Source organism: Beijerinckia sp. L45 (assembly GCF_009765775.1).
In the GTDB taxonomy this organism is placed as follows: Bacteria; Pseudomonadota; Alphaproteobacteria; order Rhizobiales; family Beijerinckiaceae; genus RH-AL1.
In genome coordinates, this window is the sequence record NZ_LMUU01000139.1 from 73,300 (window position 1) to 86,819 (window position 13,520).

15 protein-coding genes are annotated in these 13,520 nt (G+C 65.4%); 4 read left to right on the top strand and 11 right to left on the bottom strand.

All coding sequences use genetic code 11. From position 1 onward, the window contains the following. Positions 1 to 3: 3 nt before the first annotated feature. The 5 genes from infA to GSQ79_RS14780 form a co-directional block, all read right to left on the bottom strand. Positions 4 to 222 carry a translation initiation factor IF-1 gene (gene infA, locus GSQ79_RS14760; protein ID WP_158809463.1) on the bottom strand — a complete coding sequence of 73 codons (219 nt, stop codon included), beginning with the start codon at positions 220 to 222 and terminating at the stop codon, positions 4 to 6. A gap of 223 nt (positions 223 to 445) precedes the next feature. Beyond that, positions 446 to 1,276, bottom strand: a complete 831-nt coding sequence (locus GSQ79_RS14765) for a phosphatidylcholine/phosphatidylserine synthase (RefSeq protein WP_158809480.1) — start codon at positions 1,274 to 1,276, stop codon at positions 446 to 448. Between the two features lie 587 nt (positions 1,277 to 1,863). Continuing rightward, positions 1,864 to 2,601 carry a phosphatidylserine decarboxylase gene (locus GSQ79_RS14770; protein WP_256379025.1) on the bottom strand — a complete coding sequence of 246 codons (738 nt, stop codon included), beginning with the start codon at positions 2,599 to 2,601 and terminating at the stop codon, positions 1,864 to 1,866. Positions 2,602 to 2,628: 27 nt separating this feature from the next. Next, positions 2,629 to 4,506 carry an ABC transporter ATP-binding protein/permease gene (locus tag GSQ79_RS14775; protein ID WP_246725342.1) on the bottom strand — a complete coding sequence of 626 codons (1,878 nt, stop codon included), beginning with the start codon at positions 4,504 to 4,506 and terminating at the stop codon, positions 2,629 to 2,631. Between the two features lie 196 nt (positions 4,507 to 4,702). After that, on the bottom strand, positions 4,703 to 5,911 hold the full coding sequence (locus GSQ79_RS14780; protein WP_158809466.1) for a LysM peptidoglycan-binding domain-containing protein: 1,209 nt from the start codon (positions 5,909 to 5,911) through the stop codon (positions 4,703 to 4,705). A 126-nt stretch (positions 5,912 to 6,037) separates the two neighbouring features. On the opposite strand from GSQ79_RS14780, the gene GSQ79_RS14785 reads away from it, so the two are divergent. Then, the gene (locus tag GSQ79_RS14785) at positions 6,038 to 6,685 is read left to right on the top strand and encodes a TIGR00730 family Rossman fold protein (RefSeq protein ID WP_158809467.1); all 648 of its coding nucleotides are present in this window, start codon (positions 6,038 to 6,040) and stop codon (positions 6,683 to 6,685) included. 119 nt (positions 6,686 to 6,804) lie between these two features. On the opposite strand, the gene GSQ79_RS14790 is transcribed toward GSQ79_RS14785, so the two are convergent. Together GSQ79_RS14790 and cysS are read right to left on the bottom strand one after the other, a co-directional pair. Next, positions 6,805 to 7,287: a GNAT family N-acetyltransferase gene (locus GSQ79_RS14790; RefSeq protein ID WP_158809468.1), complete on the bottom strand. Its 483-nt coding sequence runs from the start codon at positions 7,285 to 7,287 to the stop codon at positions 6,805 to 6,807. Then, positions 7,284 to 8,621, bottom strand: a complete 1,338-nt coding sequence (gene cysS / locus GSQ79_RS14795) for a cysteine--tRNA ligase (protein ID WP_158809469.1) — start codon at positions 8,619 to 8,621, stop codon at positions 7,284 to 7,286. Before cysS ends, GSQ79_RS14790 begins: the two co-directional genes overlap by 4 nt. A gap of 180 nt (positions 8,622 to 8,801) precedes the next feature. On the opposite strand from cysS, the gene GSQ79_RS14800 reads away from it, so the two are divergent. Continuing rightward, positions 8,802 to 9,146 (top strand): hypothetical protein, encoded by a 345-nt coding sequence (locus GSQ79_RS14800; RefSeq protein WP_158809470.1) that lies wholly within the window; start codon positions 8,802 to 8,804, stop codon positions 9,144 to 9,146. Positions 9,147 to 9,210: 64 nt separating this feature from the next. After that, the gene (locus tag GSQ79_RS14805) at positions 9,211 to 9,426 is read left to right on the top strand and encodes a hypothetical protein (protein WP_158809471.1); all 216 of its coding nucleotides are present in this window, start codon (positions 9,211 to 9,213) and stop codon (positions 9,424 to 9,426) included. A gap of 71 nt (positions 9,427 to 9,497) precedes the next feature. On the opposite strand, the gene GSQ79_RS14810 is transcribed toward GSQ79_RS14805, so the two are convergent. Together GSQ79_RS14810 and GSQ79_RS28985 are read right to left on the bottom strand one after the other, a co-directional pair. Then, positions 9,498 to 10,022, bottom strand: coding sequence for a CreA family protein (locus GSQ79_RS14810; protein ID WP_158809472.1), 525 nt, complete (start codon positions 10,020 to 10,022; stop codon positions 9,498 to 9,500). Between the two features lie 128 nt (positions 10,023 to 10,150). After that, complete coding sequence (locus GSQ79_RS28985; protein ID WP_210253092.1) at positions 10,151 to 10,816, bottom strand: hypothetical protein; 666 nt, start codon at positions 10,814 to 10,816, stop codon at positions 10,151 to 10,153. On the opposite strand from GSQ79_RS28985, the gene GSQ79_RS28990 reads away from it, so the two are divergent. After that, positions 10,763 to 11,344, top strand: coding sequence for a DUF2865 domain-containing protein (locus GSQ79_RS28990; RefSeq protein ID WP_210253093.1), 582 nt, complete (start codon positions 10,763 to 10,765; stop codon positions 11,342 to 11,344). The two genes, GSQ79_RS28985 and GSQ79_RS28990, sit on opposite strands and share 54 nt — an antisense overlap. Here the strand turns inward: GSQ79_RS28990 and GSQ79_RS14820 are convergent. Together GSQ79_RS14820 and GSQ79_RS29580 are read right to left on the bottom strand one after the other, a co-directional pair. Next, positions 11,307 to 12,647, bottom strand: coding sequence for a glutamate--tRNA ligase (locus GSQ79_RS14820; protein WP_158809474.1), 1,341 nt, complete (start codon positions 12,645 to 12,647; stop codon positions 11,307 to 11,309). The genes GSQ79_RS28990 and GSQ79_RS14820 overlap by 38 nt on opposite strands. Then, positions 12,647 to 13,520: 3-deoxy-7-phosphoheptulonate synthase (locus tag GSQ79_RS29580; protein ID WP_246725340.1), on the bottom strand; the 874-nt coding region annotated here is incomplete at its 5' end. The genes GSQ79_RS14820 and GSQ79_RS29580, both read right to left, overlap by 1 nt.

A 13,520-nucleotide genomic window follows, 5' to 3' on the forward strand; every position in this document is an offset into this window, starting at 1 on the left:
GGGCTACTTGAAGCGATAGGTGATACGGCCCTTGGTCAGATCGTAGGGCGTCATTTCGACCAGCACTTTGTCGCCCGTGAGAACGCGGATGCGGTTCTTGCGCATCTTGCCGGCGGTATGGGCAATGATTTCGTGGTCGTTTTCCAGCTTGACGCGGAACGTGGCATTCGGGAGCAATTCCGCGACGACACCGGGGAATTCAAGCAATTCTTCTTTCGACATTTGTGTCCTTGTGAGGCCGGTTTGAAAGCCGGTCGGTTCAAGCCGCCTCTGCCGGCGAACCTGCCTTCGAGATCGTCTATGAGCATGCGAGAAAGGCCCGGAAAACGTGCGCCACGTTTGCCAGACCGAACATCAAGGCTGGGACCCTAATCCCTGCGAGCGGATTTGTGAACTCCGCTGCGGCGTAGGAGCGGCGGAATTGCTTCGCCACCCCGCCGAAAGATCAGGATTGCGGCGCCACCGGGCGCAGGCCCGGCGCGGTGGGGTCCGACTCGGCGACAACGGCGCGGCGTTCGTCGGCGCGCTCATAGGCGCGAAAGCGTCGGATCGCCCAGGGAATCGTTGCGAGATAGCCGAGCGACAGCACGACCATCACCTCCATCGGGAAGGTGGCCAGCAGCAGCAGCAGCGCCGCGACGCCGAACAGCACCACGATGACGTATTCGCGCGGAATCCGGCCGAGCTTCTTGCCGGAAAAATGCGGGATGCGGCTGGCCATCAGGAAAGCCACGAGAATGACGTAGCCGATTTCGAGTGGAACCGGCACCTTGATGCCGGACACCCCTCCGACCTGGGACAGGTGCAGGTAGAGCGGGAGCAGTCCGACGATGGCGCCGGCCGGGGCCGGCATGCCGGTAAAGAAGTGACCGTGCCACGCCGGCTTGTCGGGATCGTCCAGCATCACGTTGAAGCGCGCCAGGCGCAACGCGGCGGCAATGGCGAAGATCAACGCCGCAAACCAGCCGAAGCTCTTGATCTCCTGCAAGCTCGAAAAATACAGGATCATCGCCGGCGCCACGCCGAAATCGACGAAGTCCGCCAGGGAGTCGAGTTCAGCGCCGAAACGCGACGTGCCGCGGATCGCCCGGGCGAGGCGGCCATCGAGCCCATCGAGGATCGCCGCGATGACGATCGCCACGACGGCGATCTCGAACTTGCCCTCGACGGCGAAGCGGATCGACGTCAGCCCCATCGACAGGGCGGCGAGCGTCACGAGATTGGGCAGTACCAGGCGGATGGGAACGGCACGGAAGCGGCGACGGCGCGCGGTCATGCTCGCTATCGGGACGGCAGGCGCCTCATCGGACGCCGCGACCTCGTGAAGGGGAAATGGGCTCATGGCGCGCGACCATAGGGGGTGCGCCGCAGGGGAACAAGAGGCGGCGTCCGGCGCACCGCCCGCTTCCTCTGCGATGCGAAGAGGGGCGCCCCGGACCGCGCATGGCCGCTTGCACCTGACACGAATCGCCGATCCGACGGCGACATTTTCGCGTCACCTTGCGTCACGCGTCACGCCTTTAAGCCTTGCCGGGATCGCGGCGCACGATGTCACAATGCGTGCCGCGCCGCACTGGATCAAGACCCGGCGCCCGGCCCGATCTTCGCAACGGCACGTCTGCGCGTCTAAGATGCGTCCGATGGGCCACCGCCCAGCTCAGATCCGTCCGCGCTCGATCTCTGCAAATATGCCGGCCAGCCGCATGTTCCCGCCGGCAACGGCCGCCAGAGCGGCCAGTTCGGCGAGGGCGCAAGCAAGAGTTACAGCGCCGACGCGCAGAGTTCAGGCTTCGCATGGGAAGCGACATCGAGGTTTATCTGAACATCATCGATTTGATGTTCAGATGTCGATCGTCATCCCCCTCACGCCCCGCGAAACACCCGCGCCGGGCCGCTGATCGCGAAATCGGCCAGCACCGTCTCGCCGGCGATCGCCTTGGTGCCGAGGCCGACCAGAGGCCGGGCGCCGATGGGAAAGTAGACGTCGACGCGTGAGCCAAAGCGGATCAGGCCGAAGCGGACGCCCGCCCCCAACGTCTCGTTGACCTTGGTGAAGCAGACGATGCGCCGGGCGATGAGGCCGGCGATCTGCACCACGCCGAAGCGGCCGCGCGCGGTCTCGATGATGAGGGAGTTGCGCTCGTTGTCCTCGCTTGCCTTGTCGAGGTCGGCGTTGACGAAGAGGCCCGGCTTGTAGGCGATCTTGGCGATGCGACCGGCAACCGGCATGCGATTCACGTGGCAGTCGAACACCGACATGAAGACGGAAATGCGCTGCATCGGCTCGCCGCCGAGGCCGAGCTCCGGCGGCGGGATGTAGAAGCCGACGGAGGATACGATGCCGTCGGCCGGCGACACCACGATGTCCTCGCCGATCGGCGTCTGGCGCACCGGATCGCGGAAGAAATAGATGCACCAGCAGGTCAGGATCGCCCCGATCCAGCCGAGCGGCTCCCACAACCAGGCGAGGCCGATCGTCACCGCCGCGAAGATGGCGATGAAGACATAGCCTTCCGGATGGACCGGCGAGATCTGCCGGCGGATGGAATCGATCATGGACATGGAGCGGTGCTTTCGTGGGTCAGCCTGCTTCTCCCGCAAGCGGGAGACGGAGTCCAGGCTGCCGAATTACCCGGAGACGGAGACCTTATCGCGCTCGGCGATGCGGTCGTCATCGACATCACCGTCCAGCTTCGGCGCGCCGTCGGCGGCAAGCGCGCGGCGCAGCGTCTCCTCCGCCTCGTCGACCTGGTGCTGGCGGTCCCACATCGCGGCATAGACCGCCTTGCGATCGAGGAGGCTTTCGTGCGTGCCACGCTCGACGATGACGCCGGCATCGAGCACCAGAATCTCGTCGGCGTCGACAATGGTGGAGAGGCGATGGGCGATGACCAAGGTGGTTCGCCCCCGCGCGACGCTCTCCAGCGACGACTGGATCTCACGCTCGGTCAGCGAATCGAGCGCGGATGTCGCCTCGTCCAAAATCAGGATCGGCGGCGCTTTCAAAATCGTACGGGCGATGGCGACGCGCTGCTTCTCGCCGCCGGACAGCTTGAGGCCGCGCTCGCCGACCTGGGCCTCGAAACCGCCCGGCGCCAGTTCGATGAAACGATCGATCTGGGCCAGCCGCGCCGCCTCGCGCACTTCGGCGTCGCTGGCATCCCAGCGGCCGTAGCGGATGTTGTAGGCGATGCTGTCGTTGAACAGCACGGTATCCTGCGGCACCATCCCGATGTTTTGCCGGAGCGAGGCCTGGGTGACGGCGTTGATGTCCTGCCCGTCGATGGTGATCCGACCCGACGCCGGTTCGTAGAAGCGGAACATCAGGCGGGAGATGGTCGACTTGCCGGCGCCCGAGGGGCCAACGATCGCTACCGTCTTGCCCGGCGGCACCTCGAAGGACACACCTTTCAAAATCTCGCGCTCGCGCTCGTAGCGAAACACGACGTTCTCGAAGCGGACATGCCCTTCGCTGACGCGGAGCACGGGGGCGTCCGGCTTGTCCTTGATCTCGGCGTTCTGCCCGAGCACGTCGAACATCATCTCGATGTCGATCGTCGCCTGCTTCACCTCGCGGTAGACCATGCCCATGAAGTTGAGCGGCTGGTAGAGCTGGATCATCATCGCGTTGACGAGCACGAAGTCGCCGACGCTGTGGGTGCCGTTGCGGATGCCCATGATGCTCATCATCATCACCGCCGTCAGCCCGACGGTGAAGATCACCGCCTGCCCCGCGTTGAGCAGGGTCAGCGACGTGTAGGTCTTGATGCTCATCGCCTCGTAGCGCGCCATCGAGCGGTCGTAGCGCTGCGCCTCGCGCGCCTCGGCGCCGAAATATTTGACCGTCTCGTAATTCAGCAGGCTGTCGATCGCCTTGGTATTGGCGTCGGTGTCGCTCTCGTTCATCGAGCGGCGGATCGACATCCGCCAGTTCGTCGCGACGAAGGTGTAGGCGAGATAGACCAGGATCATCCCCAGCACGACGGCAACATAGGTAATGTCGAACTGGAAGAACAACACCACCAGGATCAGCACGAACTCGACCGCCGTCGGCACGGCGGTCAGCATGATGACGCGGACGATCGTTTCGATGGCGTTGCGGCCGCGCTCCAGCACGCGGGTCAGGCCGCCGGTCTTGCGCTCCAGGTGGAAGCGCAGCGACAGCTGGTGCAGATGGACGAACACCTCCTGCGCCAGGCGGCGCACGGCGTTCATCGCCACGGCCGCGAACAGCGCGTCGCGCGCCTGCGTCGCCAGGCTCATTAACACCCTTAACAGGCCATAGAGCACGGTGAGGGTCAGCGGCCCCAGCAGCAGGCCGAACAAGGCGTGGGTGCCATGGCCCTGCTGGGCGCCGGTCACGGCGTCGGTCGCCCACTTGAAGGCATACGGCACAGCAACGGTGATGAGCTTGCCGACCAGCATGAGGCCGAAGGCGCCGTAGATCCGTATGCGGAGGTCGGCGCGGGTCGAGGGCCAGACGTAGGGCAGCAGCTTGCGCATCATGTCGCCGAAGCGCGGGTTTACCGCAGGCTTAAGCGCGCGATCGAAAGGGGACGGTGACAAGGAAGCCATTCAAACCGAACATGAGATTGCGGAAGGCCCAGCCGCCGAACGGTCAGAGCGTGACGACACAGCGAGGCTCTGCCGCACCCGATATAGGGCGGCTCTGTTGCTTTCGCATCATTCGAATCTGCGGCGATCAGTCGTTCTGCGGCGGAAGCACGAAAACCTGGCCCGGATAAATCAGGCTGGGGTTGCGGATCTGCGTCACGTTGGCGGCATAGATCCGGGTGTAGCGCCGGCCCTGCCCGAGACGCACACGGCTGATGTCCCACAGATTGTCGCCGCTGTGCACCATGGCGGTGCTTACCTCGTCGATGACGGCGTCGGTCACCGAGGACGTCTTCACCTCAACCGGCCCAGGCGTCGCGAGAGATGCGACCGTCGCCGGCTTCGGGGCGCTGTTGGCCTCGGCCATCGCAACCGGCACGTCGAACGGGACCTCGACCCTGGCCGCGACCTGGGCCCCGGCAGCGGCGTCGGCACGCACGACATAATGGCCGCCGGTCAGGCCTTTCTTGATCTTGACCGACCAGTTGCCGTCGCCGCCTGCGGTGACTTCGGCGAGATGGCTGTTGTTGAGATAGACGTGAAGCTTGGTACCGGGCGCGGCAGCACCCGATGCAAAAAAGCCGTTGCCGTTTTCCAGCTCGACCGAGCGGACCGCCAAGCCGGCCTCCTTCGCGAAGGCCGTCTGCGGCTTGAAGGGCTGCGCATCCGACGTGGCCGCGGCGAGGGCTCGCTGCACCGCGCCTTCGGGACCATTCTTGCTCGCGGGCGTCAGGCCCGGCATCGCGATCGGCGGCGGCGACATCAGCTTCGTTGCGCGGCCCGGCTCGGCCATCGCAACGACGACTTGGCCTTTGCCCTTCACAGGGACCGAGACGGCGACGCTCTGTGTCGATTCGGACGGCGCGGCACCCTGCTGGCGCAGGCTCAGGGCATAGTCGCCCGGCCTCAGCGTCGGTGGCAGCATGACGAAATGGCCGTTGGCGTCGGTCGGCGCCTGCGCGATAACCTTGCCGGCATCCATGAGTTCGACCGAGGAATTGGGCGCCCCCTGCCCGGCCAGAACGCTCTCGCCGGTCGGCTCGACACGGACGACGTCGAAATGCGGGACATCGGCCGGCGGTGCCGCGGCTTTGGTCTTAGCCGCATCCGCCGTGCGTGCCGTCGCTTCGATGCTGGACGGCGTGACCGGAGGGGTGGCCGGGGACGGCGCGACAAGGGCGGCGATCGTCGAGTCCGCGGTCCGATGCGCCCGCAACCCGTAGGCGCCGAGCACGATCGCGACGCCGACGATCACGAAGCCCGTGACGATGGCCCACCTTTTGGATGGTGTGAGCACGCTAAAAGTCCCCCAGCCGGGTCGAGTTCTTCCGGCCGGTCATATTTCCACATCTCTTGCAGCTTACCAAGAGCTTGCAGCATAGAGCTAAAGAACGATTTGGCCGCTATACACGAAAGGCACGCGATGTTTGATTCTGATACCGGGGTTCAATCGTTGGAGAAGCCACAAGCAACGCCGTTCAAGAACATCTGCGTCTATTGCGGCTCCGCCGGCGGCACGGATCCGCTGTTTCTTGCGGCGGCCAAGGCGTTCGGCGCGCAGATGGCGGCAGAAGGAATCGGCCTCGTCTATGGCGGTGGCGGTCGCGGCATGATGGGCGCGACGGCGCGCGCGGTGATCGAGGCCGGCGGCCATGTCACCGGCATCATCCCGGATTTCCTCACCGACAACGACGCGATGCTGGTCGAAGCCCAGGAACTCAACGTCGTTCCGGACATGCACACCCGCAAGCGGCTGATGTTCGAACAGTCCGACGCCTTCGTGGCCCTGCCCGGCGGCATCGGGACCCTGGAGGAGCTGGTGGAGCAGCTGACCTGGCTGCAGCTCGAGCGCCACACCAAGCCCGTGCTGATCGCCGATATCGGCGGCTTCTGGCGCCCGCTGCTCGCGCTGTTCGAGCACATGCGCGAGATGGGGTTCATTCCGCCGACCCTGGAGGTCCGCTATCTCGTCGCCGAGACGTGGGAGGATATTTTGCCGATGCTGACCGCGGCGGCCGAGCGCAACGCGGCGCTGGGGTTGAAGAAAGAGACGGTCGACAGCCGGCTGTAACCGTCATTCCGGAGCGCGCCGGAGGCGTGAGCCCGGAACCGATGCGCTTACATACGTGACGACGGAAAGACCGCCGCACACCGGTTCCGGGTGCGGCTCCGCCGCCCCGGAATGACGTTCTACAGCGCCTTCTCCATCCGCGTGTTGCCGAGCCAGTAATCCCCGATCTCGACGGTCTGGCGATGCAGCGACATAAACCCCTTGGCGTCGAAGAACGGCTTGGCATTGTCGCTGGCCTCGACCGTCAGCTGCTTGGCGCCGCGTCCCGTCGCAAGCCGTTCGACCGCGTCGTAGAGCATCGAGCCGACGCCCTGCCGCGCCACCGCCGGATGCACGTAGAGCATGGCGATGGCGCCCGGCCCTTCCAGCGCGATGAAGCCGACGGGCGAGCCGCCGATCGTCGCGACGAGCGTCAGCGATGCTTCGAGACGCTCAAGAAAGCTCGGCTCGTCGGCGGCCGAAGCCCAGGCGTTGCGCTGTCCCTCGTCGTAATCCTCCTCGGCAAGCACATCGATGCTCTCCTGGAAGATCGCGGCGAGCAACGGCCCGTCGTCAGGCAGCATCGGGCGCAGCGCCGCCTCGGGAAACGCGGTGGCATTCATCGTTTGCTCTCCCAGCTCACCGAGCCGTCCCTGTTGTCTTTGACCGCGATGCCCAGCGCGCCGAGTTCGTCGCGGATCCGATCGGATTCCGCCCAGTTTTTCGCCGCGCGAGCCGCCTTGCGGCGCGCCAAAAGCTGTTCGAGTTCCGGCGACATCACCGGCTCGTCGCAGGGTTTTCCGGCGCAGGACAGGCCGAGCAGCGCAAGCGACCCTTTTAGGGCCGCAGGATCACTCGTGCGCAAGGCATAGAGTTCGGCCAGGGCCCGCGGCGTGTTGAGGTCATCGGCAAGCGCCTCGATAAACGCGGCACTGGGGGGCGCCGCTTCGACGCCGGCAGCGGCCTTGGCGAAATCGTCGAGCGTGCGCTCCGCCTCGTCCAGCGCACGCACCGTGAAATCGATCGGCTGGCGGTAGTGCGTGCGCAGCATTGCGAGCCGCAGCGCGTCGCCCGACCAGGCGTGGTCACCGAACGACTTCGTCGCCCAGAGGTCGTGAATAGTGATGAAGTTTCCGACACTTTTGGACATCTTCTCACCCTCGACCTGAAGATGCCCGTTGTGCATCCAGACCTGCGCCATCAGGTCGTGGCCGAAGGCGCAGCAGCTTTGCGCGACCTCGTTCTCGTGGTGCGGGAACAGCAGATCGATGCCGCCGCCGTGGATGTCGAAGGTCTCGCCGAGGTGCTTCCAGCTCATCGCCGAGCATTCGAGATGCCAGCCAGGCCGACCGCGGCCCCACGGGCTATCCCAGCCCGGTTCATTCGGCGCCGCAGGCTTCCACAGCACGAAGTCGGTGGGATTGCGCTTGTAGGGCGCCACCTCGATGCGCGCGCCGGCGATCATCTCGTCGGTCGAGCGGTTCGACAACCTGCCGTAGGTCGGCATCGACGGCACGTCGAACAGCACATGGCCTTCGGCGGCATAGGCGTGCCCCCGCGCGATAAGGCGCTCCATGATCGCGATCATCGGCGCGATATGCTCAGTGGCCCGCGGTTCGATCGTCGGCGTGAGGCATCCGAGCGCTGTCGTGTCCTCGTGGAAGAACACGGTCATCTCGTCGGTCAGCACCTTGATCGGGATGCCTCGCTCGGCGGCGCGCGCGTTGATCTTGTCGTCGACGTCGGTGATGTTGCGGACGTAGGTGACGTGCTCGGCGCCAAACGTGTGGCGCAGCACACGGAACAGCACGTCGAAAACGATGAGCATGCGGCCGTTGCCGATGTGCAGCCGATCATAGACGGTCGGACCGCAGGCATAGAGGCGCACGTTGGCCGGATCGAACGGCGTAAAATCCTCTTTCCGGCGTGTCAGCGTATTGTAGAGCCGCAGCGTCATCGCACCCTGTTCCAACCCAGATTCAAGCCGCCGGCACGGCGGCGAACGCTGCGCACCATCGGGGGGCGACGCCGCATGTCAAGCACGGCACGCCGAAAGCGAGGCCGAACAGCCTTAACCACATCTTAAACGAAACGCGTGCAGACTGGGGTGTCGCGGTGAATCGTCCGAGTTTTCAGCATGCCTGCCATTTTCCCAGAGTACCGTAAGCTCGTACAGGTCGCCCTCACGATTGCCGCAGCGCTCCTCGTTCTCGCGGCTATGCATTTTCCCGCACGCGCAGAAACCGACCGGCATATGATCGTCATCCCCGCCTCGGACGGCTACGGGTTCGACGATTGCCTCAGCGGCAACAAGGCCTGCGGCAAGGTCATCGCCGACGCCTGGTGCGAAGCCCACGGCATGGCGGTCGCCCAATCCTACGGACGCGCCGACGACGTCACCGCCTCCGCCGTCGGCGTGGCGACTCCAAAGCTCGATCCCGGCTCCTTCATCGTGACCTGTTCCGAAACGGTTAAGCCTTAGACTCCAACCGGCGGAACATTCCGTCTCTTCAAGCGATTGCGTCTGCACAACCTGGAGACGGACCATGAAGACGATTTTCGCAAGCATCATCCTGACGGCAGCAGCGTTCTCTTTCGCCGGGACCGCTGACGCGGCCGGTTGCATCAAGGGCGCGATCGTCGGCGGCGTTGCTGGTCACCTGGCCGGCCACGGCAAGATGGGCGCGGCTGCTGGCTGCGCCGTCGGCCACCACAACGCTTCGAAGAAGCAGCAGGCCGCCGATCAGGGTCAGCCCAAGTAAGCTGCCAAACGATTTCGATGAATCATGCCGGTGCAGGCGACTGCATCGGCATTTTTGTATCCGTCTCCGGCTCAACCCTTCGAAAAGTCGCCGCACCGCTGCACGTCCGTCGCGGTGCCCCAAGCCTGGACCGGCACGGTCGACGTCGAGTTCTTCGGCGAACCCTCGATCAGCTTGTCGGTATAGACCATGTAGACGAGCACGTTGCGCTTGGCGTCGCAGCCGCGCACGATCTGCATGTGCTTGAAGAAGAACGACCGGCGCTCGCTGAACACGGTGTCACCCTGGGCGAACTTGTCCTTGAACTTGATCGCGCCATATTGCCGGCAGGCCAGCGAGACGTCGGACGTCTGCTCGGCAAGGCCGAGCGCGCCGGACAGCCCTCCCTTTTCCGGGACCGTGTAGTAGCAGGCGACGCCGTCGACCAGCGGATCATCGATCGCATAGGTCGCGAGTTTGTCGCTCGGCGTCAGCAATCGGAATTTCGTCGATTCGCGGAAAATCAGGTCCGGCCCGCTGTCGGCGGCTGAGGCGACGCCTGCCGAACCCATCAGCAACAGAGCGATCGGGGCTGCGGCCTTGCGAATAGACGTCATTAATGGCTCCTCGTTGTGCCCAGCGGCGGTCCCAATATGGCGTCGGCCCACCTGTTGCAAAAGAGGCATGCGACGGCTCTAATCGCGGACGCGTGATGGGAAGCCTTGTTTGCACCACGAAGCGATGATCATTCGCCGACACTTAACCGCGTTCGCCAGATTGCCGGCGGGGGCTGATTCGATGCTTTGCGAATGGCGCACGCCAAATCGCCTGCAGCGCTGAGGATTGAATGCGCCTTCTCTCCACCGTCCGAGGTTTTGCGCGGCTTGAATGCGCGGCCGGCATCGCGCTCGCGCTGCTTCTTTCGGCGGTCGACCCCATGGCGGCGCACGCGCAGGCCATCGATTGCAACCGGCTGCAGCAGCAGATCGCGGCCGGCGGCGGTGGCGACAATCGGGCGGCAGGTGCCGCGCGCAAGCAGAGCGCGGAACTCGCCCGCACCTCGGCCTATGCCCATCAGCTCGGCTGTGACCGCCAGCAGTTTCTCTTTTTCGGCGGCGCGCAGGCGCCACAGTGCGGCGGGCTGAATGCGCGGATCGCGCAAATGCAGGCCAACCTCGGCCAACTCCAGGCGGCGGGCGGCGGCGGCAATCGCGGCGACCTGATCGCACGGTTCAATGCCTATTGCCGCGGTGGCCAGCAAAGTGCGGCGCTTCAGCAGCCGCCAAGACAGCGCGGCTTTTTCGAATCGCTGTTCGGCGGCGGCGAAGAGCAGCGGCCGGCACAGCCTCCCGCGGATATGGCGCCGGCGCCGGGTGACGGCGCCGACGACGGCAACGATGTCGATGCGCACGGCGGCTCCCAGGCCGTCTGCGTCCGCACCTGCGACGGCGGCTTCTTCCCGATGAACATGTCGTCGCACCACGACCAGGATACGCTCAACGAATTGTGCACGGCGCTCTGCCCCGGCACCCAGGCGGCCGTCTACACGCGCAATCCCAACAGCGAGATCAAGACCGCCGTCAGCCTCGACGGGACGCCCTACATGGACCTGCCGAACGCCCTGAAATTCCAGAAGAGTTTCGACTCGGCGTGCACCTGCCAGCCGGTCGGAAAGACCTGGGCCGAGGCGCTTGCGGGCGCGGAAACCGCGCTCGGCAGTCTGCGCAAGGGCGACATCATGGTGACGCCGGAGAAGGCCGCCGAAATGTCACGACCAAAAATGGACACCAAGACGCGCGCGGCCCTGATCGCCGCACCGCCGGCTGCCGTGCCAGCGCAGACCACGGCCACCGACGCCAAACCTGTCGATCAGGGCACGGACGTGACGGGCCCCGACGGCGTTACGCGGCACGTCCGGACAGTCGGGCCGAAGCTCTAGCCCGTCCGATCAACGGTAGCAGCGCGGCGAGTTCGGGTCCTGTTTCGGAGCCGGTCAGCGCCAGGCGCAGCGGGTGGAACAGGGCCTTGCCTTTGCGCGCCGTCTTGGCCTTGATCGCCGCGGTCCATACGGCCCAGACCCCAAAATCCCACGGCTCCTGCGGCAGCAATATTTCGGCCTCGGCCAAAAAGTCCGGATCTTCGGTCACGGGCGGAACTGGTCCCTCGATGACCCGCCACCACTTGATCACGTCACCAAAGGTCTCGAGATTGCCGCGCACCGCGAGCCAGAACGGCTCGGCCATGGCGCCGGCGATGCGGACGGCCGCCAGGCGGCCTTCGACGGCCACGAACGGCAGACCGTGCAGCGTCCGCGCCGACAAGACCGCCAGTTCGGCAGGATCGAAGCGTGCGGGATTGCGCGAGATGTGGGAAAAATCGAAGATCGCCGCGAGCGCGTCGAGGCTCTCGACCGGGTGCACGGCATCCGACGAACCGGTGAGCACCGCAAGCGCGGCGACCGCCAACGGCTCGATCCCGACGTCGCGCAACCCGCCGAGCGACAGCGCGCCGGAGCGCTTGGACAGCCCCTCCCCGGTTGCGGTCGTCAGCAGGTTATGGTGTCCGAAGATAGGGATCGTGCCGCCCAGGATCGCGAACAGCTGGGCCTGCACCGCCGTATTGGTGACGTGATCCTCGCCGCGGATCACGTGCGTGACGCCGAGGTCGATGTCGTCGACGACCGACGGCAGCGTGTAGAGATAGGTGCCGTCCTCGCGGATCAGCACCGGATCGGACAGCGAGCTGCAATCGATGCGGCTCTCGCCCCGCACCAAGTCGGTCCAGGTGACGATCCCGGTCTCGAGCTTGAACCGCCAGTGCGGGCGCCGGCCCTCGGCCTCCAGTTTTGCACGGTCTTCTGCCGTCAGAGCCAACGCCGCGCGGTCGTAGACCGGCGGCAGGCTCCGCGCTTGTTGGCGCTTGCGGCGGCGATCAAGCTCGTCCGCCGTCTCGTAAGCCGGGTAGAGCCGGCCCATCGCCTTGAGACGTTCGGTCGCTTCGGCATACAAAGCGAAACGCTCGGACTGCCGTACGGTGACATCCGGCTCGACGCCGAGCCAGCGCAGGTCGACGCCGATCGCCTCGACGTATTCCTGGCGCGAGCGCTCGGCGTCGGTATCGTCGAACCGTAATATAAAGCGGCCGGCCGTCTTACGGGCGAACAGCGCATTGAGCAACGCGGTGCGCGCGTTGCCGATATGGATGCGCCCCGTCGGCGACGGGGCGAAACGGACGACGGTCATCACTCGGCGGCGCGAACGGCTGGCAGCCCGCGTCCGATGCGTTCCTTCTTCAGCAACTCGGCGACCATGAAGGCCACCTCGATCGCCTGCTCCGCGTTGAGGCGGGGGTCGCAGTAGGTATGATACCTGTCATGCAAATCGAGGTCGGTGATCGCCCGCGCGCCGCCGGTGCATTCGGTGACGTTCTTGCCGGTCATCTCGAGATGCACGCCGCCGGCATAGGTGCCTTCGGCGTTATGGACGTCGAAGAAGCTGCGAATCTCGCTCATGATCCGCTCGAACGGCCGGGTCTTGTAGCCGCTCGAGGCCTTGATCGTGTTGCCGTGCATCGGATCGCACGACCACACCGGGAGACGCCCTTCGCGCTTCACCGCGCGCAACAGCCCCGGCAGGTGGTCGCCGACCTTGTCGAAACCGAAGCGGCAGATCAGCGTCAGCCGGCCCGGCTCGTTTTCGGGATCGAGCACCTCCATCAGCTGGAGCAGCTCGTCCGGCTTGATGGACGGGCCGCACTTCAGGCCGATCGGGTTTTTCACGCCGCGGGCATATTCGACATGCGCGTGGTCGAGCTGGCGGGTGCGATCGCCGATCCAGATCATGTGCCCGGAGGTCGCGTAGAAATCGCCCGTCGTCGAATCGACGCGGGTCATCGCCTGCTCGAAGCCGAGCAGCAGCGCTTCGTGCGAGGTCCAGAACTCGGTCTGGCGCAGCTCGTGATGCGTCTCCGGGTCAAGCCCGATCGCGCGCATGAAGCCGATGGTCTCGGAGATGCGGTCGGCGAGTTCCTGATAACGCGCGGACTGCGGGCTGTCGGCGACGAAGCCGAGCATCCAGCGGTGGGCGTTTTCCAGGTTGGCGTAGCCGCCGGTCGCG